Origin of the sequence: Comamonas sediminis, assembly GCF_041107495.1 — a bacterium.
GTDB classification, from domain to species: domain Bacteria; phylum Pseudomonadota; class Gammaproteobacteria; order Burkholderiales; family Burkholderiaceae_C; genus Comamonas; species Comamonas sediminis.
Genome location: NZ_JBGBDC010000003.1, coordinates 33,706 through 50,374, shown reverse-complemented (window position 1 = coordinate 50,374; position 16,669 = coordinate 33,706). Strand labels below are relative to the sequence as shown.

15 protein-coding genes are annotated in these 16,669 nt (G+C 65.3%); 8 read left to right on the top strand and 7 right to left on the bottom strand.

What is annotated here, in order from left to right; all coding sequences use genetic code 11:
* Positions 1 to 376: 376 nt before the first annotated feature.
* The 4 genes from AB7A72_RS07885 to hmgA form a co-directional block, all read right to left on the bottom strand.
* A complete protein-coding gene (locus AB7A72_RS07885) occupies positions 377 to 1,078 on the bottom strand; it encodes a haloacid dehalogenase type II (protein ID WP_369459821.1) in 702 nt (233 codons plus the stop codon).
* Between the two features lie 208 nt (positions 1,079 to 1,286).
* Positions 1,287 to 2,258 carry a Bug family tripartite tricarboxylate transporter substrate binding protein gene (locus AB7A72_RS07880; RefSeq protein WP_312835241.1) on the bottom strand — a complete coding sequence of 324 codons (972 nt, stop codon included), beginning with the start codon at positions 2,256 to 2,258 and terminating at the stop codon, positions 1,287 to 1,289.
* 89 nt (positions 2,259 to 2,347) lie between these two features.
* The gene (gene fahA, locus AB7A72_RS07875) at positions 2,348 to 3,667 is read right to left on the bottom strand and encodes a fumarylacetoacetase (protein ID WP_369459561.1); all 1,320 of its coding nucleotides are present in this window, start codon (positions 3,665 to 3,667) and stop codon (positions 2,348 to 2,350) included.
* 114 nt (positions 3,668 to 3,781) lie between these two features.
* A complete protein-coding gene (hmgA, locus tag AB7A72_RS07870; RefSeq protein ID WP_369459560.1) occupies positions 3,782 to 5,080 on the bottom strand; it encodes a homogentisate 1,2-dioxygenase in 1,299 nt (432 codons plus the stop codon).
* A gap of 213 nt (positions 5,081 to 5,293) precedes the next feature.
* On the opposite strand from hmgA, the gene AB7A72_RS07865 reads away from it, so the two are divergent.
* Complete coding sequence (locus AB7A72_RS07865) at positions 5,294 to 5,740, top strand: MarR family winged helix-turn-helix transcriptional regulator (protein WP_239809723.1); 447 nt, start codon at positions 5,294 to 5,296, stop codon at positions 5,738 to 5,740.
* A gap of 80 nt (positions 5,741 to 5,820) precedes the next feature.
* Here AB7A72_RS07865 and AB7A72_RS07860 read toward each other — a convergent pair whose 3' ends face one another.
* Positions 5,821 to 6,870 (bottom strand): fumarylacetoacetate hydrolase family protein, encoded by a 1,050-nt coding sequence (locus tag AB7A72_RS07860; RefSeq protein ID WP_369459559.1) that lies wholly within the window; start codon positions 6,868 to 6,870, stop codon positions 5,821 to 5,823.
* A gap of 158 nt (positions 6,871 to 7,028) precedes the next feature.
* On the opposite strand from AB7A72_RS07860, the gene AB7A72_RS07855 reads away from it, so the two are divergent.
* The 5 genes from AB7A72_RS07855 to AB7A72_RS07835 all read left to right on the top strand — a co-directional run bounded on the left by AB7A72_RS07855 (position 7,029) and on the right by AB7A72_RS07835 (position 10,591).
* Positions 7,029 to 7,829 (top strand): IclR family transcriptional regulator, encoded by an 801-nt coding sequence (locus AB7A72_RS07855; protein WP_369459558.1) that lies wholly within the window; start codon positions 7,029 to 7,031, stop codon positions 7,827 to 7,829.
* A gap of 48 nt (positions 7,830 to 7,877) precedes the next feature.
* Positions 7,878 to 9,173: a DUF3108 domain-containing protein gene (locus tag AB7A72_RS07850; RefSeq protein ID WP_369459557.1), complete on the top strand. Its 1,296-nt coding sequence runs from the start codon at positions 7,878 to 7,880 to the stop codon at positions 9,171 to 9,173.
* Positions 9,174 to 9,354: 181 nt separating this feature from the next.
* Positions 9,355 to 9,660: a BTH_I0359 family protein gene (locus AB7A72_RS07845; protein ID WP_239809727.1), complete on the top strand. Its 306-nt coding sequence runs from the start codon at positions 9,355 to 9,357 to the stop codon at positions 9,658 to 9,660.
* Positions 9,661 to 9,786: 126 nt separating this feature from the next.
* On the top strand, positions 9,787 to 10,209 hold the full coding sequence (locus AB7A72_RS07840) for a MerR family transcriptional regulator (protein ID WP_369459556.1): 423 nt from the start codon (positions 9,787 to 9,789) through the stop codon (positions 10,207 to 10,209).
* Positions 10,202 to 10,591, top strand: a complete 390-nt coding sequence (locus tag AB7A72_RS07835; RefSeq protein ID WP_369459555.1) for a carboxymuconolactone decarboxylase family protein — start codon at positions 10,202 to 10,204, stop codon at positions 10,589 to 10,591. Before AB7A72_RS07840 ends, AB7A72_RS07835 begins: the two co-directional genes overlap by 8 nt.
* Here AB7A72_RS07835 and AB7A72_RS07830 read toward each other — a convergent pair whose 3' ends face one another.
* The gene (locus AB7A72_RS07830; RefSeq protein ID WP_369459554.1) at positions 10,592 to 11,365 is read right to left on the bottom strand and encodes an AraC family transcriptional regulator; all 774 of its coding nucleotides are present in this window, start codon (positions 11,363 to 11,365) and stop codon (positions 10,592 to 10,594) included.
* Between the two features lie 105 nt (positions 11,366 to 11,470).
* Here AB7A72_RS07830 and AB7A72_RS07825 point away from each other — a divergent pair, with 105 nt between their 5' ends.
* Entirely contained in the window at positions 11,471 to 12,676 is a 1,206-nt protein-coding gene (locus tag AB7A72_RS07825; RefSeq protein WP_369459553.1) for an MFS transporter, read from the top strand.
* Positions 12,677 to 12,777: 101 nt separating this feature from the next.
* On the opposite strand, the gene AB7A72_RS07820 is transcribed toward AB7A72_RS07825, so the two are convergent.
* Positions 12,778 to 15,243, bottom strand: a complete 2,466-nt coding sequence (locus AB7A72_RS07820) for an adenosylcobalamin-dependent ribonucleoside-diphosphate reductase (protein WP_369459552.1) — start codon at positions 15,241 to 15,243, stop codon at positions 12,778 to 12,780.
* A 542-nt stretch (positions 15,244 to 15,785) separates the two neighbouring features.
* On the opposite strand from AB7A72_RS07820, the gene purU reads away from it, so the two are divergent.
* Complete coding sequence (gene purU / locus AB7A72_RS07815) at positions 15,786 to 16,631, top strand: formyltetrahydrofolate deformylase (RefSeq protein ID WP_230770836.1); 846 nt, start codon at positions 15,786 to 15,788, stop codon at positions 16,629 to 16,631.
* Positions 16,632 to 16,669 lie beyond the last annotated feature (38 nt).

Genomic DNA, 16,669 nt, shown 5'->3' with positions numbered 1-16,669 from the left:
GAAGCAAGCGCAACGCCTAACCCCACCACCCCAACGCCGAGATAGGGCCTGAGACGAGGCGCGCAGGCGCAGACAGTACGCCTGTACGGCAAGCCTGCGCAACGAAGGATCAGGCCCTATATCGGCGCCCCCGCAAGACCAACAGCCCAAACCTCAAAACAGCGCCAGCACATGAGATCAAACGGTCTGCCGGAGCGGGCCCAAGAAGCAAACGCAACGCCCAACCCCACCACCCCAACGCCGAAATAGGGCCTGAGACGAGGCGTCGCAGGCGCAGACAGTACGCCTGTACGGCAAGCCTGCGCAACGAAGGATCAGGCCCTATATCGGCGCCCCAGCACGACTAACGGACCCGACCCCAAAAAAGCACAAGACCTCAACACCCCAACTGATCCGCCAGATCCAACAAATCACGAGAGTGATAGGTGTTGTCGGGTTGGGGGGTTACATCTTTGGGTTGGTTGGCCCCATATTCATGGGGCCTTTGGACATAAGCCGTCTGCAACCCACACCGGCGCGCCGCCGCCAAATCACTGTGGTGCGCGGCGACCAGCATGACCGAAGCAGCCTCCACCCCAAAAACATCCGCCACGCCGAGGTACGCCCGGGGATCCGGCTTGTACGCCTGGAACACCTCCGCCGACAAAACACAATCCCACGGCAGGCCCGCGTTCTTGGCCATATGGGTCAGCAAGGCAATATTGCCGTTGGACAGCGGCGTGATGACAAACCGGCTTTTGAGCCGCTGCAGGCCGGCGACGGCATCGGGCCAGGGCGCCAATCGGTGCCAGACCCGGTTGAGCGCGGCGCGCTCGGCCTCGGGCATGCCGTCCAGCCCAAACTGCGGCAGGATGCCGTCGAGAATGCGGCGGTGCAACGCATCCATACGGGTCCAGCCCAGCTGGCCCTGGCGCACCAGGTCCATCGCCGGCTGGTAGCCCTTGCGCCAGGCCAGTGCAAAGGCGTCGCCATCCACCTGCGGATGGCGCTCGGCCATCTCGCGCTGGATGCTGCCGTGCCAGTCGACGACCGTGCCAAAGACGTCAAACGCCAGAATCTGGGGGAGCGCTACGGCCATGGGAGGGGTTCCATCGAAGTAAAACACGGCCCAGCATGCGCCAGTGCGGGCCTCCGCCCTATCGCGCAGGCGTCAGCCCCAGGGCCGAAAGGGCGCGGGCACAAAAAAAGCGCGATGTCTAGGACATCGCGCTTGGTGACTTAACTTTTTTAACCCGAATGGTTAACCAACTGGCGCTTCGATTTTAACGCAATTCCACAATTTTTAACTAATCTAATTGAATATTGTTGGTTTTTATCACTGGGCCCAGCTTATTACGCTCTGTGACGAGGAATTTATCCATCTCGCTGCGGCTCGTCGGCGTCACCTCCAGCCCCATGTCTTCGAGGCGCTTGACCACGGCCGGGTCCTTCAACGTGGCCTGCAATTGCTCGCTCAAGCGGTTGACACGGTCTTGCGGCGTGGCCTTGGGGACCACCAGGCCCTGCCAGGCATAGGCTTCAAAGCCTTTCAGGCCCTGCTCATCGAGGGTGGGCACGTCCGGAAACACCTTGGAGCGCTGCGGTGTCGCAATGCCGATGGGGCGCAGCTTGCCAGCCTGGATGTTCTGAAAACCCGCCACCGAGTCGACAAACATGAAGGGCACCTGGCCGCCCAGCACATCCTGCACCGCAGGCGCTGCGCCCTTGTAGGGCACATGCACCAGGCTCAGTTGGGCCTGTTCCTTGAAAATCTCGGTCGCCAGGTGGTGGGGGGAGCCCGCGCCCGGCGTGGCATAGCTGACGCCGCCCTGCTGGGCCTTGGCCCAGGCGCTGAACTCGGCCAGGTTCTTGACCGGCAGCTTGGGGTTGACGACCAGGATCAGCGGAAAGCGCACCAGCATGCCGACCGGCGCAAAGTCCTTCTCGGCGCTGTAGCTGAGCTTTTGGTACAGAAAGGCGTTGGCCGCCAGGGTACCGGTGTCGCCCGTGAGCAGGGTGTAGCCATCGGGTTTGGCGCGCGCCGCGTAGTCGGCACCGATATTGGTGGCCGCGCCGGGCTTGTTGAGGATGATGATGGACTGGCCCAGGGCCTTGGCCATCGGCTCGGCCACGACGCGGGCGACCACATCGGAGCCGCCGCCGGCCGCATAGGGCACGACCCATTCAATGGGACGCTCGGGGTAGGCAGCCTGGCTCAGCGCCGGCAAGGCCAGCGCAGCGGCAGCCAGCAGCTGGCGCAGGGAAAAAGGGGTGGGCATGGTGTTGTCTCCTGTTGGTAATCGTTGTTGTCTCTGTGGTGCCGGGGCCTGGTGCATTGTCCACCGGCCCCCAGCCAGGCAGCTGTCGCTTAGAGCGTGCGCGCCGGCAGCATCTGGCCTTCGCAGATGCCAAAGCCGATGCGGGCAGCGCCGGGCCGCTCGCACCAGCCGCGCAGCACCACGGCGTCGCCATCTTCCAGCCAGGTGCGGGTCTCGCCGTTGGGCAGGGTCAGCGGCTGCTTGCCGCCAACGGTCAGCTCGATCAGCGCGGCCGCCTGGTCCAGGCTCGGGCCCGACAAGGTGCCGGTGCCCAGCAGGTCGCCGGGCTGCAAGTTGCAGCCGTTGACGGTGTGGTGGGCCACCAGCTGCGCCACCGTCCAGTACGCGTGGCGGTAGTTGGACTGGGTGATCTGCACGGCCTTTTCACCGGCGGCGCGCATCTTGGAGGTCTGCAGGTCCACGGCCAGCGCGATGTCGAAGGCGCCGGCCTCGCGGTTGTGCGCACTGTCCATGTAAGGCAGCGGCTGCGGATCGCCTTCGGGGCGGGCAAAGGCCACGCGGTAGGGCGCCAGCGCCTCCAGGGTTACCACCCAGGGGGAGAGGGTCGAGGCAAAGTTCTTCGACAGAAACGGGCCCAGCGGCTGGTATTCCCAGGGCTGGATGTCGCGCGCCGACCAGTCATTGAGCAGGCACAGGCCAAACACATGGTCCTCGGCTTCGCTGATGCTGACGGGCTCGCCCAGCGCATTGGCCTGGCCTACGAAGATGCCCATTTCCAGCTCGATATCCATGCGGGCGCTGGCCTTGACCGTCGGCACCGCTGCATCGGGCGCCTTGGTCTGGCCCACCGGGCGCTTGAACGGCGTGCCCGAGACCACGATGCTCGACGAGCGGCCGTGGTAGCCGATGGGCACCCATTGGTAGTTGGGCAGCAGGGGGTTGTCCGGGCGGAACTGCTTGCCGATATTGGTGGCGTGGTGGATGGAGGTGTAGAAATCGGTGTAATCGCCGATCCGCGCGGGCAGCTGGTAGGCCGCCTGCGCCTGCGGCACCAGGAAGCCCTGCCACTGCGCCTGCTCGGCCGCGCCCACGCGCAGGCCGCGCGACAGCGCCAGGCGCAGCGCGCCCCAGGCCTGAGGGCCCAGCGCCATCAAGGCGTTCAGCGATTCCTGCGCGCCCGCCTCGGCGGCGCGCTGCGCATCGCCGCTCAGGCTGCCGCTGGCGGCCAGCGCCTGCAGGTCGACAATCTGGTCGCCAATGGCGACGCCGCCGCGCCAGGCGTCCTGGCTGCCTTGGCGGCGGAAGCTGGCAAACGGCAGGTTCTGCAGCGGAAAATCACTGCCAGCGGCCTGGGCAGTGCTGACCCAGCTTTGCAGTGCGGGGTCGTGGGTTTCGTTGAGTCGGGTCATGCGTGGGTGTCTCCTGTGGGATGGCAGCGGGCGAACATGCGGTTTGCGCCCGCTGCGGATCGGTTTCGGTGGCCTTGGCGGCGGTGGAACGTGCCGAGTGTCTCAGGCCTTGCCTTACGGTTTGAAATGCTTTTGCAGCCCTTGCCAGCAGCGGTAGTACTCATGCTGGAGCTGGACCGTCTCCAGCGCATAGGCGGTGGGCTGGATGACGGCCGGGGTCTCGAACATGAACGCCATCGTGTTGTCGATGTAGTGCGGCTGGTGCGTGTCGGCCTTGCTGGCCTTGTCGAAGGTCTCGGCATCGGGGCCGTGGCCGCTCATGCAGTTGTGCAGCGACGCGCCGCCGGGCACAAAGCCCTCGGCCTTGGCGTCGTAGGCGCCCTCGATCAGGCCCATGAACTCGCTGGCGAAATTGCGGTGGAACCAGGGCGGACGGAAGGTGTCCTGCGCCACCAGCACGCGCGGCGGGAAGATGACAAAGTCCAGCGCATCCACGCCCGGCAGCGCGGTAGGCGACTGCAGCACCAGAAAGATCGACGGATCGGGGTGGTCGTAGCTGATCGAGCCGATCGTGTTGAAGCGGCGCAGATCGTATTTGTAGGGCGCATAGTTGCCATGCCAGGCCACCACATCGAGCGGCGAATGGCCGATGCGCGCCGACCAGAAGTGGCCGCGCAGCTTGGCCACCAGCTCGAAATCACCTTCCTTGTCCTCATAGGCGGCCACCGGCGTCTGGAAATCACGCGGGTTGGCCAGGCCGTTGGAGCCGATCACGCCCAGGTCGGGCAGCTTGAGCAGCTCGCCATAGTTTTCGCAGACATAGCCGCGCGCCGTGCCGTCAAGCAGCTGCACCGCAAAGCGCACGCCCCGGGGGACCACGCAGATCTCCTGCGGCTCCACCTCCAAGGTGCCCAGCTCGGTGGCAATCTGCAGGCGCCCTTGCTGGGGCACGATCAGCAGCTCGCCATCGGCGTTGTAGAAGTAGCGGCCTTCCATGCTGCGGTTGGCCGCATACAGGTGGATGCCGCAGGCGGCATTGCCGGCCATGCTGACGATGCCCTGCAGAAAATCGCAGGGCGCATCGGGCGGCGGCAGCGGGTCCCAGCGCAGCTGGTTGGGGGGCGTGGGCACCTCGTCAAAGCCGCCGGTGGCATGGCTTTTCCAGCGCGGCAGGTCCAGCGGCGCAAAGGGCTCGTGCATGGCGCCGGGCCGGATGCGGTAGAGCCAGCTGCGGCGGTTGCTGTGGCGCGGCGCGGTGAACGCCGTGCCCGACAGCTGCTCGGCATACAGGCCCAGCGGCGCCACCTGCGGCGAGTTGCGTCCTACCGGCAACGCGCCCGGCTCGGCCTCGGTCGCCCATTCATTGGCAAAACCTGTCATATAGTGCCGGGGCTCGGCATTCACACTGCGCATGCGTATCTCCTGTCAGTCATTGTTGGGTTGAGGGCGATCCCGGTGCAGACCTTGCCGGCGGCGCGCTGGGACCGCGCGAATCCTCGGGGGCGAATTCCTAGGGAAAACACCAGACACGGGCGCAAGCTGGGCGCTTCCGCAAAGCGGGGCTCCGTGACATAGTCGCGGTAGCTGTTTTCCCAGCCAGCACCCATAGCCAACCAAGGAGACGCGTTGAACACGCCGCTGGACCGTACCTATACCCACCGCCTGCATGCGCTGGCCAAGATCACCGACCGCACCACCCAGATGGTGTACGAGGAGGAGGTGGGCATTCCTATCAGCGAGGCCCGCTGCCTGGCAGCGATTGGCGCGTTCCACCCCTTGTCGGTCAATGACCTGGCGATGCGCGCCAACCTGAACAAGGCCCAGGCCAGCCGCTCCACCCAGGCGCTGGTCGAGCAGGGCCTGGTGCTCAAGCAGGCCAGCGAAGTCGATGGGCGCGGTGTGGTGCTCAGCCTCACGCCCAAGGGCTGTGAATACTGGGACAAGGTGATGGTGGTCATTGCCCGCCGTAACGAAGAGATCCTGTCGGCCCTGACCGTTGACGAGCGTGAGCAGCTCAGCGTGCTGCTGGACCGCCTGCTGCAGCACGCGCGCCAGACCAGCCTGCCCGAATAAGGCCGTCGCGCTGCCTGCATGGCTGCATGCAAGGCGCGGCAGCGGCTTGCGCCGCCGCTGGCAGGCATGCAGCCTGGCGATCATGCAGCGGCCTCCGGCGCCGCCTCGGCATCGGCCTGCACCTGGTAGAGCGACGCCACATTCTGGTCGATCGCACCAAACAGGCTGTTGCCGTCCTTGCCCTTCATCTCGATACGCACCGTGTCGCCAAACTGCATGAAGCCGGTCTGGCTCTTGCTTTTTTGCAGCGCTTCCATGCTGCGCTTCTCGGCAATGCAGCCATAGCCCTTGGGCCAGTCCATGCGGCCATGCTTTTCGGCGCCGCTGTTGCTGACGGTGCCGCTGCCCAGCACGGTGCCGGTGCGCAGGTGGCGCGTCTTGGCGGCATGGGCGATCAGCTGGCCAAAGTGAAAGCCCATTTCCGGGCCCGCATCACACATGCCGACCTTGCGGCCGTTCCAGCTGGTCTGCAAGGCCAGATGGACCTTGCCGCCCCGCCAAGCATCGCCCAGTTCATCGGGCGTAATCGCCACCGGGCTGAAAGCGGTCACCGGCTTGCTCTGCACCAGTCCGGCGCCCTTGTCCCGCTCGGCCGCTTCCAGCTGGCGCAGGCTGACCGGGTTGGCCAGCATCAGCAGGCGCACGCTGTCCAGTGCATCTTCCGGGTTGGTGTCCTGTTTCACATCGCCGGTGATGACGGCCAGCTCGGCCGAGAAATCGATGCCCATGGCCTCGCTCGCCACCACGATGTCATCGTTGGGGCCGATGAAGGCGTCGCTGGCGCCTTGGAACACCAAGGGATCGGTCTTCAGCGCAGCGGGCAACTCCTCGCCCGGTGCCAGGCGCAGCAAGGCCACATGGCTCAGATAGGCGGCCCCGCTCAACCACTGGTAGGCGCGTGGCAGCGGTGCCATGCACTGGGCGGGGTTGAAGTCAAAACTGTGGCGCGCACGGTCGGCATTGAGCGCGTCATACAGATCCTGCAGCTGGGGCGCATAGAAATCCCAGTCATCGAGCGCTTGTTGCAGGCGATGGGCAATGCCGGAGGCGTAATGGGCCGTGCGCAGATCGCGCGAGACGACAACCAACTGGCCGTCCCGCGATCCGTCTTTATAGCTTGCAAGCTTCATACCGGTTTCTCACAGTCAAACATGCCTCTATCGTGCCAGATTGGTTCCGCGCTGGGTGCTTGCCATGGTGCCTGCACGCGCCGCCGCGGCTGCGATGCCGCACCGAATTACGATTAGTAAAACGCATTCCTTTATTTAGAATACCTTAAACTAGCGCCATGGACAAGGATCGTGCAGGCATTCAGTCGGTCGAGGTGGGGTTTGCGCTGTTGCAGGCGCTGGTGGATGCCCGTGGCCCGCTGGCGCTCAAAGACCTGGCGCATGCCGCTGCAATGCCGGCAGCCAAGGCCCACCGCTACCTGGTCAGCTACCAGCGCAGCGGCTTGGTCAAGCAGGATGCGGCCACCTCCCGCTATGACCTGGGCCCGATGGCTTTGCAGTTGGGGCTGGCGGCGCTGCGCCGCAGCGACGCGGTGCGGCTGGCGCGCGAGCGCATGCCCGATTGGCTTGACGGCCTGAGCCATACCGTGGCGCTGGCGGTCTGGGGCAACCATGGCGCCACGATCGTGCATTGGGAGGAGCCGCCCCATGGCACCACCGGCCATCTGCGGCTGGGCGATGTGATGCCCCTGCTCTCGTCAGCGACCGGGCGCTGCTTTGGCGCCTGGCTGACTGCCGCCCGCACCGAATCTGCGCTGGAGCGTGAACTGGCGCAGGCCCGCCTGGCCGGGCGCGGCGACCTGCCGCAGACCGCTGCCGATGCGCACCAGCTGTTTGCCCAGGTGCGCAGCCAGGGCATCGCCTCCGTGGTCGATACGCTGCTGCCCAGCGTTGCTGCGCTGTGCGCCCCCGTCTTCGATGCGCGCGGCCAATTGGTGCTGGGCATCACCAGCCTGGGCACGCAAGCCACCTTTGACCCTGCCCCCCAAGGTGCGATGGCCCAGGGCCTGCAGGCCATCGCTGCCCAGCTCTCGCACGAATTAGGCTACAACGCCGCAGAACGGGGCAGCCAGACCTAATCCAGCTGCGCTGTGGGCCTGCGCAGCTGGTACTACACTGAGCGTCTCATGCGCCAACGCCCCCTGATCCTGCTGACCTTTGCCGTGCTGGCCGCCCACGGGCTGCTGCTGGCCTGGCCCGGGATGGAGGAGGCACTGAGAAAGGCGCGCATCACCGGCAGCACGCCCAACGAGCTGCGCTTTGAGGTGCGGCAGATAAGCCCACCGCCTCCCGTTGCCACGCCGCCCGCTCCAGCGCCCGCCTCCCGGCCCCGCGTTGCCCCAACGGCCCCTGTGGCCCCCCGCCCCCAGCTCCAGAAAGCGCCGCCGCAGCAGGCGCCCACCAGCCGCGCCAGCGTCGGGCCCAAAACCCCGGAAAGCGCTGCCGACACGCTGCCAGCCGCCAGCGCCGAAACGGCCCCTCCCGTGGACGCAGAGGCGCCACCGGCCGCCCCCTCGGCGCTGGACCAGTTGCTCGCATCTTCAGAGCCCAGCGCGGCGCCCACCTCCGACAGCCTCTCCGGCTCCGCTGCCGAGCGTCCATCGTCCGATGCCGTGACAAGCCAGGATTCCTCCAGCCCTGCCCCCGACCCGGTCCCCTCCCCGCCCGGCGCGGATGCCCCCAACGCCGCTGCACCTGCCGTGGCCGAACCCGCACCCGCCCCAGGCATTGGCAGCCCTGGCTATGCCGGCCCCATGCCGGCGATCAAGCTGCCGCCTTCTGCGCGGCTGCAGTTCCAGGCCAAGGGCTCGGCCAAGGGCTTCCAGTACTCGGCCAAGGCGCAACTGCTCTTCAAGACCGATGGCCAGCGTTACCAGGCCGAGCAGGAGGTGTCGGCCTTCCTGATGGGCAGCCGCAGCCAGACCAGCAGCGGCCAGATCACCCCCCATGGCCTTGCGCCCCAGCGTTTTGTCGACAAGGCGCGCAAGGAGCGCAGCGCCGATCTCGACGCCGCCACTGGCCGTGTCCGCTACAGCGATGGCGATGACCCCCAGGCAGTCAGCGCGGGTGTGCAGGACCGGCTGTCGATCTTTCTGCAGCTGTCGAGCATGGTGGCGGCCAACCCCGAGCGCTATGCGCCGGGCAGCACGGTCGCGATCAATGTCACCAGCGCGCGCAGCACGGAGGTCTGGACCTTTGTCGTCGATGGCCCCGAAACCCTGGATTTGCCCGCGGGTGCCACCCCGGCCTTGCGCCTGACCCGCCAGCCGCGCAAAGGCCAGGACCAAAGTGCCCACCTGTGGCTGGCCCCTTCGCTGCAGTACCTGCCGGTGCGGATCCGGCTGTCCCAGTCCAATGGCGATTTCGCCGATCTGCAGCTGCAGGCAGCCACAGTGGATGGCCAGCCGGCCACCCCGCCCTGAGCAGGCCCTCCCCGGCCCTGTACGACAAAGCCTTTGCCATACGTCCCTGATTTGCGACGTTTGTCTGTAAAAACACCGCCAATGGCCGGGAATGCCACCAAAACCTGCTACAACGGGGTTGTGGACGCAGGCTTGCAAATCGGCAAACTGCCACCACCTGCACTTCACAAGGAGGAACATCATGCAAATGATTTACGACTCGGACTCATTTGTGGTGTTGCACCTGACGCCAGAACTGCCCCTGTCCGATGACGGTGCATCCGTCACCAACCCCACCGTGACCGAGCCGCTGCGCCATCTGCAGCGCCAGGGTTTTGAGATTGTGGACAAGCGCAGCGGCAAGGAGCTGTACCTGGATGGCGCCTGGGCAGAAATGTTCCACCAGCAAATCCAGGCCTGGCAAGCCAATGCACCGACGGAAGAAGAAGTCGAGGCCACGCTGGACCGCTATACCGGCCTGGCCCAACAACCGGTGATCGTGCATTAAACGCTGCACCTCTCCCCCAACCCATCCCAGCTGTTTGCGTGCCCTCCAGGCGCAAACAGCTTTTTTTTGCCCAAAAGCGGCATTAACGCTTGACTTGGAGTGCGCTCTAACTTTGACAATGCCTGCATGGAACCACCCCTCAGCATTGAAGAAGCAGCGCAACGCACCGGGCTGAGCGCCCATACCTTGCGCTATTACGAACGCATTGGCCTGATAGGCGCGGTGACGCGCGCAGCGGGCGGCCAGCGCCGCTATGCCGCAGCCGACCTGGCCTGGCTCGCCTTTCTGACGCGCCTGCGCACCACCCGCATGCCCATCCAGAAGATGCGCCTGTTTGCCCAGTTGCGCAGCAGCGGTGATGCCACCGTGCCAGCCCGCCGCCAGATGCTGCAAACGCACCTGGCCGAGGTGCAGGCCGAAATCGCCGCCATGCAGCAAGCCGCCCAGGCACTGCAAGACAAGATTGCCCACTACCAGGCGCTGGAAAGCGCGGCCTCTGCGCCGCCCCGCAAAAACGCCACGCCCAAGAAGGAGCCGAACCATGGCTGACACCACCCGCTACCAACGTGGCCTGGACAAGCTGCGCGAGATCGATGGCCACGCCGGCGAACAGGTGGTGGCCAGCCTGGCCGCCATCGCGCCTGAATTTGCGGATTACCTGATCGAATTCCCCTTTGGCGACATCTACAGCCGCCCCGGGCTGGACCTCAAAAGCCGCGAGATTGCGACGGTGGCCGCCCTCACCGCGATGGGCCATGCGGCGCCGCAGCTGAAGGTACATATCCAGGCGGCACTGAATGTGGGCTGCAGCCAGCAGGAAGTGGTCGAGACCATCATGCAGATGGCCGTCTATGCCGGGTTTCCGGCTGCGCTCAATGGGCTGTTTGTGGCCAAGGAGGTGTTTGCGCATTGCCCGGCATCTGGCGCCTGATCAGCGGAAGAACCCCGACGGCGTCTGGCCGAACTGGCGCTTGAACATCGTGGCAAAGGCGCCCGGGCTGTCATAGCCCAAGGCCAGCGCCACATCGATCACCTTCTGGCCCTGGGCCAGCCGCTCCAGCGCGAGCAACAGCCGGGCCTGCTGGCGCCAGCGCGCAAAGCCCATGCCGGTATCGCGCAGAAAAAGGCGCTGCAAGGTCTTCGGATCCACCTCGAAATACCGTGCCCAGTCGGCCAAGGTGGCCTGGTCTTCGGGCTTGCGCTGGATATGCCCGCAAATGCGCTGCAGGCGCGGGTCGGCAGGGCTGGGCAGGTGCATCGGCAGCACCGGCAGCGCCCGCAGCTCATCGAGCAGCAGACGCATCAGCCGGCCATCGCGTGAATCAGCCTCGTAGGGAATGTCGATCTGCATCGCCGCGCGGATCAGCTCGCGCAGCAGCGGCGAGATGCCCACCACCTGGGCCTGTTCAGCCAGCCCTGGCGCGGCATGGGGGCGCACGAACAGACTGCGCATGCGCACCTCGCCGATATGGCGCACCTGGTGCTCGGTGCCCGCCGGCATCCAGATGCCCCGTGTGGGCGGCACGATCCACTGGCCCCCGTCGGAGGCGACCAGCATGACGCCGTGCACGGCATAGATCAGTTGGTGGTGGAAAGGGTGGCGGTGCGTGCCAGTGCTGCTGCCCGGCGCATAGTCGGTGGCATGGCAGGCAATGGGCACAGGGCTGCGCTCCATCTCGTCCAGGGTCTGGAAGTAGTAAGGCATCAAATGTCCGTTTCGCGGAGACTTTATCCCAAAATGCGCAAGACAGGCAAATGAGCCGGCCCTAGCATGGCTGCTTTCCGTTGAACCGCACAGGCCCATGCCGCCATGAACTCCACCCTCGCCGCCCGTCCCGCGCAGCGCCCTGCTGCAACGCCCCGCACCTCCTTTGGCGTGCTGGGCGCCATCAGCACCGCCCACATGGTCAACGACATGATGCAGTCGCTGATCCTGGCGCTCTACCCCATCCTGCAGGGCAATTTCCAGCTCAGCTTCAGCCAGATCGGCTTCATCACCTTGGTCTACCAGGTCACCGCCTCGCTGCTGCAGCCGCTGGTGGGCCTCTACACCGACAAGCGCAGCACGCCCTATTCGCTGCCGCTGGGCATGTGCTTTACCTTGGGCGGCCTGCTGCTGCTTGCCTTTGCGCCCAACTACAGCACGGTGCTGGTCGCCGCTGCCCTGGTGGGCACCGGCTCGTCGATCTTCCACCCCGAATCCTCGCGCGTGGCCCGCATGGCCTCGGGCGGCAAGCATGGCATGGCGCAGTCGCTGTTCCAGGTGGGTGGCAACACCGGCACGGCGCTGGGCCCGCTGCTGGCCGCTGCGGTGATCGTGCCCTTTGGCCAGCAAAGCATTGCCTGGTTTGGCCTGGCGGCGCTTGGCGGCATTGCGCTGCTGACCTGGGTGAGCCGCTGGTATGCCGTGCAGCACCATGCGGCCAAGGGCATGCGCACCCCGGTTGCCAATGGCCTGCCGCGCTCGCAGGTGCTGGGTGCGATCGCCGTGCTGCTGGTGCTGATCTTCTCCAAATACTTCTACATTGCCAGCCTGTCGAGCTACTACACCTTCTACCTGATGGAGCACTTTGGCGTGGGCGTGCAAAACGCGCAGCTGCTGCTGTTTGTCTTCCTGCTGGCCTCGGCGGTGGGCACCGTGGTGGGCGGCCCGATTGGCGACCGCATTGGCCGCAAGCCCGTCATCTGGGCCTCGATCCTGGGTGTGGCGCCGTTCGCACTGGTCCTCCCCCATGCCAACCTGGCCTGGACGGTGGTGCTCACCATCATCATCGGCCTGGTGCTGTCTTCCGCGTTCTCGGCCATCCTGGTCTACGCGCAGGAGCTGATTCCCGGCAAGATCGGCATGGTCTCGGGCCTGTTCTTTGGCCTGGCCTTCGGCATGGGCGGCCTGGGCGCGGCGGTGCTGGGCATGATCGCTGACCGCAGCGGCATCGAGTATGTCTACGCCATGGCCGCCTACCTGCCACTGCTGGGCATGGTGGCCATCCTGCTGCCCAAGGTGCCCAAACGCTGATGCCGGTCTGAGAGGCCCTGAAAAACGCCAACGCCCGGTCTTGCGACACGGGCGTTTGTTTTGCTTAACGGCTGAAGGCCGGGCTCAGCGCCAGCGCGGCATTAGCCGCAGGCTCCCACGGCGCCGCAGGCGGTGCAGTACTCGCAGCCATCCTTGCGGATCACCGCATGGGCGCCGCATTCATGGCACTTTTTGCCGGCCATGGTCTGCAGGCCCTGGCTCACCACCGGTGCGGCCACCGCAGGGGTCAGGGTGGGGCTGCTGATGCCCGGCAGGTTCTGCTGGCGGCGGCGCTCGAGGATCTGCTGCACCGCATAGGCGATGGCGGCCACTTCCGAGTCATGCCACATCGGCACATGGGTGCCATCGGCGCGCTGGTAGGTGCCCAGGCGCACGGGGCCCCGGTCCCAGGCGACCTTGCGCATGTCGGCCAGCGCACGCTCCAGGAAGCCACCGCGCGCGGCCAGCGACAGCAGGCGCATGCTGGAGGTGATCCACTGCTGCGACTCGCCGCTCTGACCCACGGGCATGAAGAACTCCACCGCGCGGTCCACCATGCTCTTGCCATCGGCGCTGGGCACGGGCAGGAAGGAGACGATGATGTAGAGGCGCTGCTGGCCTTCCTGGGTCCAGTACTCGACCTTGTCGGCCACGGCGCTGAGCTCGCCCTCGGGGCGGCGCTCGATCACCAGTTTCATCGGGTCCACCACGGCGGCTGCGGGAGCCTTGTCCGCAGCGGCTGCCTCGGGCTTGGCAGCCGGTGTGGTCTCCAGCACCGCACCCAGAATGCTGTTGGGGCGGTAGGTGGCCAGGCCCTTCAGGTTGCCGCGCCAGGCCTGCAGGTAGAGGTTCTTGAAGTCCTCATAGGGGTAGTCGGCGGGGATGTTCACCGTCTTGGAGATGGCGGTGTCCACATAGGGCTGCACGGTTTCCATCATCGCCAGGTGTTCGGTGGCCGACATCTCCAGCGCCGAGACAAAATAGGGCGGCAGCTGCTCCACATCGCCGCCCAGCTCGCGGTACAGGCGCCAGCTGTGGTCTTCGACCTGGTACTGGCTCTTGCTGCCATCGGCCTCGCGCTTGTTGCGGGTGTAGGTCCAGGAGAACGCCGGCTCGATGCCGTTGGAGGCATTGTCGGCAAAGGCCAGCGAGACGGTGCCGGTAGGCGCAATCGACAGCAGGTGGCTGTTGCGGATACCGTGCTTTTTGATGTCGTCCTGGATGTCCTGGGGCAGGCGGCTGGCAAAGGTGCCCTTGGCCAGATAGCCCTTGGCATCAAACTTGGGGAAGGCGCCCTTCTCCTGGGCCAGCGCGACCGAGGCGCGGTAGGAGGCATCGCGAATGCATTCGGCGATGCGCCTGGCCATGTCGCGGCCTTCCTGGTCGGAGTAGCGCAGGGTCAGCATTGTCAAGGCATTGCCCATGCCGGTAAAGCCCACGCCGATGCGGCGCTTGGCAGCCGACTCCTCGCGCTGCTGCTCCAGCGGCCAGAAGGTGGCGTCGAGCACGTTGTCCAGCGCACGCACCTGGGTGGCCACCACCTGCTCGAAGCTGTCGAAATCAAAGCTCGGCAGGCCGCCAAAGCCAAAGGGATTGCGCACGAAGCGGGTCAGGATGATGGGGCCCAGATCGCAGCAGCCATACGACGGCAGCGGTTGCTCACCGCAGGGGTTGGTGGCGGCAATGCGCTCGCAGTAGCGCAGGTTGTTGTCGTCGTTGATATGGTCGAGGAACAGGATGCCCGGCTCGGCGAAATCATAGGTCGAGGTCATGATCGTGTCCCACATCGCCCGGGCACGCACGGTCTTGTAGATCCACTTGCCGTCCTCGCGCTGCACAGCGCCTTCGGCGCGCAGCTTGGCATTGGGCTTGCCGCTGTGCACCAGCTGCCAGTCGGCATCGTCCACCACCGCCTGCATGAAGGCATCGGGCACGCCCACCGACACATTGAAGTTGTTCCAGCGGCCTGGCGTGCGCTTGGCGGTGATGAATTCCATCACATCGGGGTGGTCGATGCGCAGCACGCCCATTTGTGCGCCACGGCGTGCGCCGGCCGATTCCACGGTCGAGCAGCTCTGGTCAAACACATTGATATAGCTGCAAGGGCCCGAGGCCATCGAGGCCGTGCCCTTGACCTCGGCGCCCCGGGGGCGGATGCGCGAGAAGTCATAGCCTACGCCGCCGCCGCGCCGCATGGTCTCCGCTGCCTCGCGCAGTGCCTCGTAAATGCCGGGGTAGCCCTCGTCGTCAAAGCCCTGGATGCAGTCGCCCACCGGCTGCACAAAGCAGTTGATCAAGGTAGCCTGGATGTCGGTGCCAGCCGCTGACATGATGCGGCCCGCACCAATCGCGCCGGCATGCAGGTTGGCGTAGAACCTGGCTTCCCATTCGGCCTGCAGCTCGGGCTTTTCCACCGCAGCCAGCGCGCGTGCGACGCGGCGGTACAGGTCCTCGATACTGGACTCATCACCCTTGAAGTATTTCTCCTTGAGCACATCCAGGCTGATGGCCTGCGGTGCCTGGGCAGCCAGGGCCTGGGGAGACGGGGTGATGTGGTCGCGTTTCATCTGTTAAATCCTCAAAAAAACGGTCGTATGCAAGCAGATCGCGGCGATGGGCTGCCGCCGGGGCAGCACTGGCGCCAGACGACCCGCACCCCGGCGCCATGCAGCGGGGCATGGTGGCTCGGGCATGCCCAGGGTCAGGGCGGCAGTTTGGTGAAATCGATAGGCCAATCCAAACGCACTTCAGTTTGGAGACCATGTGCCAATCTACCCCCAATCGCCGATCCTGAAAACCACGAAACCACCCTTGTGGTGTGGCTGCATACCCGCTGGGCCCAAGCGCTGAAATGCCGCGCTGCCAATGCTTGGAGAGCGAGGAGGCGCTTATTCATCGGCGCATCGCAAACAGCACGGGTTCTGGTCGATGTCTTTGATTTGCAGCGGTTTTCCGGGGCCGCTGCACCCCTGGATGACGGCTGAATGACAGAACAATAAATTTATAATCTTGACGTTTATTTACAAAGTCGCAGCTTAATTCTACCCAGTCAAAATACCAAACCCCGACTGGGGAACTCCCTTAGCCAACACTGCGACAATGGCAGGTTATGACCAACGCTTACATCCTCACTCTCTCGTGCCCTGATCGCCGGGGGCTGGTCCACGCGGTATCCGGATTCCTGCTGGAGCACGGCAGCAATATTGAAGAAGCCGCCCAGTTCAACGATCCGGCCACTGGCCTGTTTTTCATGCGCGTGCGCTTTGCCAGCGAAGGAGACCCCAGCCAGCTGCGGGAGGATCTGGATGCTTTTGCCAAGCCTTTCGAGATGCACTGGCGCCTGCATGCGGCTGAAGAAAAGATCAAGACCGTCATCATGGTCAGCCGCCAGGGCCATTGCCTCAACGACCTGCTGTTCCGCTGGAAGGAGGGCCTGCTGCCGATCGACATCCGCGCCATCGTCAGCAACCACCGCGACTTCTACCAGCTGGCGGCCAGCTACAACATCCCCTTCCACCACATCCCGGTGACGGCGGCGACCAAGGCCCAGGCCGAGGCCAAGCAGTTCGAGATCATCGAGGCCGAAGGCGCCGAGCTGGTCGTGCTGGCGCGCTATATGCAGGTGCTGTCGAACGACCTGTGCAGCAAGCTGTCGGGCCGTGCGATCAACATCCACCACAGTTTTCTGCCGAGCTTCAAGGGTGCCAAGCCCTACTACCAGGCCCATGACCGCGGCGTGAAGCTGATCGGCGCTACCGCCCACTATGTGACGGCCGATCTCGACGAAGGCCCGATCATCGAGCAGGACGTGGCCCGCGCCTACCACACCGACACCGTGGAAGACCTGACCGCCCGTGGCCAGGACACCGAGAGCCAGGTGCTGGCCCGCGCAGTGAAGTGGCACAGCGAGCACCGCGTGCTGATGAACGGCCACAAGACCGTCATCTTCCGCTGATCCAGCCCGGGTTGCTGCCTGCAGACGGTTGCCCCGGT

What these genes read in the sequence shown, in the direction of transcription:
- AB7A72_RS07840 (WP_369459556.1), top strand. Translation starts at nt 9,787, where the DNA reads ATGGAACCACCCCTCAGCATTGAAGAAGCAGCGCAACGCACCGGGCTG.
- AB7A72_RS07880 (WP_312835241.1), bottom strand. Translation starts at nt 2,258, where the DNA reads ATGCCCACCCCTTTTTCCCTGCGCCAGCTGCTGGCTGCCGCTGCGCTG.
- AB7A72_RS07855 (WP_369459558.1), top strand. Translation starts at nt 7,029, where the DNA reads ATGGACAAGGATCGTGCAGGCATTCAGTCGGTCGAGGTGGGGTTTGCG.
- AB7A72_RS07860 (WP_369459559.1), bottom strand. Translation starts at nt 6,870, where the DNA reads ATGAAGCTTGCAAGCTATAAAGACGGATCGCGGGACGGCCAGTTGGTT.
- AB7A72_RS07885 (WP_369459821.1), bottom strand. Translation starts at nt 1,078, where the DNA reads ATGGCCGTAGCGCTCCCCCAGATTCTGGCGTTTGACGTCTTTGGCACG.
- AB7A72_RS07825 (WP_369459553.1), top strand. Translation starts at nt 11,471, where the DNA reads ATGAACTCCACCCTCGCCGCCCGTCCCGCGCAGCGCCCTGCTGCAACG.
- AB7A72_RS07850 (WP_369459557.1), top strand. Translation starts at nt 7,878, where the DNA reads ATGCGCCAACGCCCCCTGATCCTGCTGACCTTTGCCGTGCTGGCCGCC.
- hmgA (WP_369459560.1), bottom strand. Translation starts at nt 5,080, where the DNA reads ATGCGCAGTGTGAATGCCGAGCCCCGGCACTATATGACAGGTTTTGCC.
- AB7A72_RS07835 (WP_369459555.1), top strand. Translation starts at nt 10,202, where the DNA reads ATGGCTGACACCACCCGCTACCAACGTGGCCTGGACAAGCTGCGCGAG.
- AB7A72_RS07820 (WP_369459552.1), bottom strand. Translation starts at nt 15,243, where the DNA reads ATGAAACGCGACCACATCACCCCGTCTCCCCAGGCCCTGGCTGCCCAG.
- AB7A72_RS07845 (WP_239809727.1), top strand. Translation starts at nt 9,355, where the DNA reads ATGCAAATGATTTACGACTCGGACTCATTTGTGGTGTTGCACCTGACG.
- fahA (WP_369459561.1), bottom strand. Translation starts at nt 3,667, where the DNA reads ATGACCCGACTCAACGAAACCCACGACCCCGCACTGCAAAGCTGGGTC.
- purU (WP_230770836.1), top strand. Translation starts at nt 15,786, where the DNA reads ATGACCAACGCTTACATCCTCACTCTCTCGTGCCCTGATCGCCGGGGG.
- AB7A72_RS07830 (WP_369459554.1), bottom strand. Translation starts at nt 11,365, where the DNA reads ATGCCTTACTACTTCCAGACCCTGGACGAGATGGAGCGCAGCCCTGTG.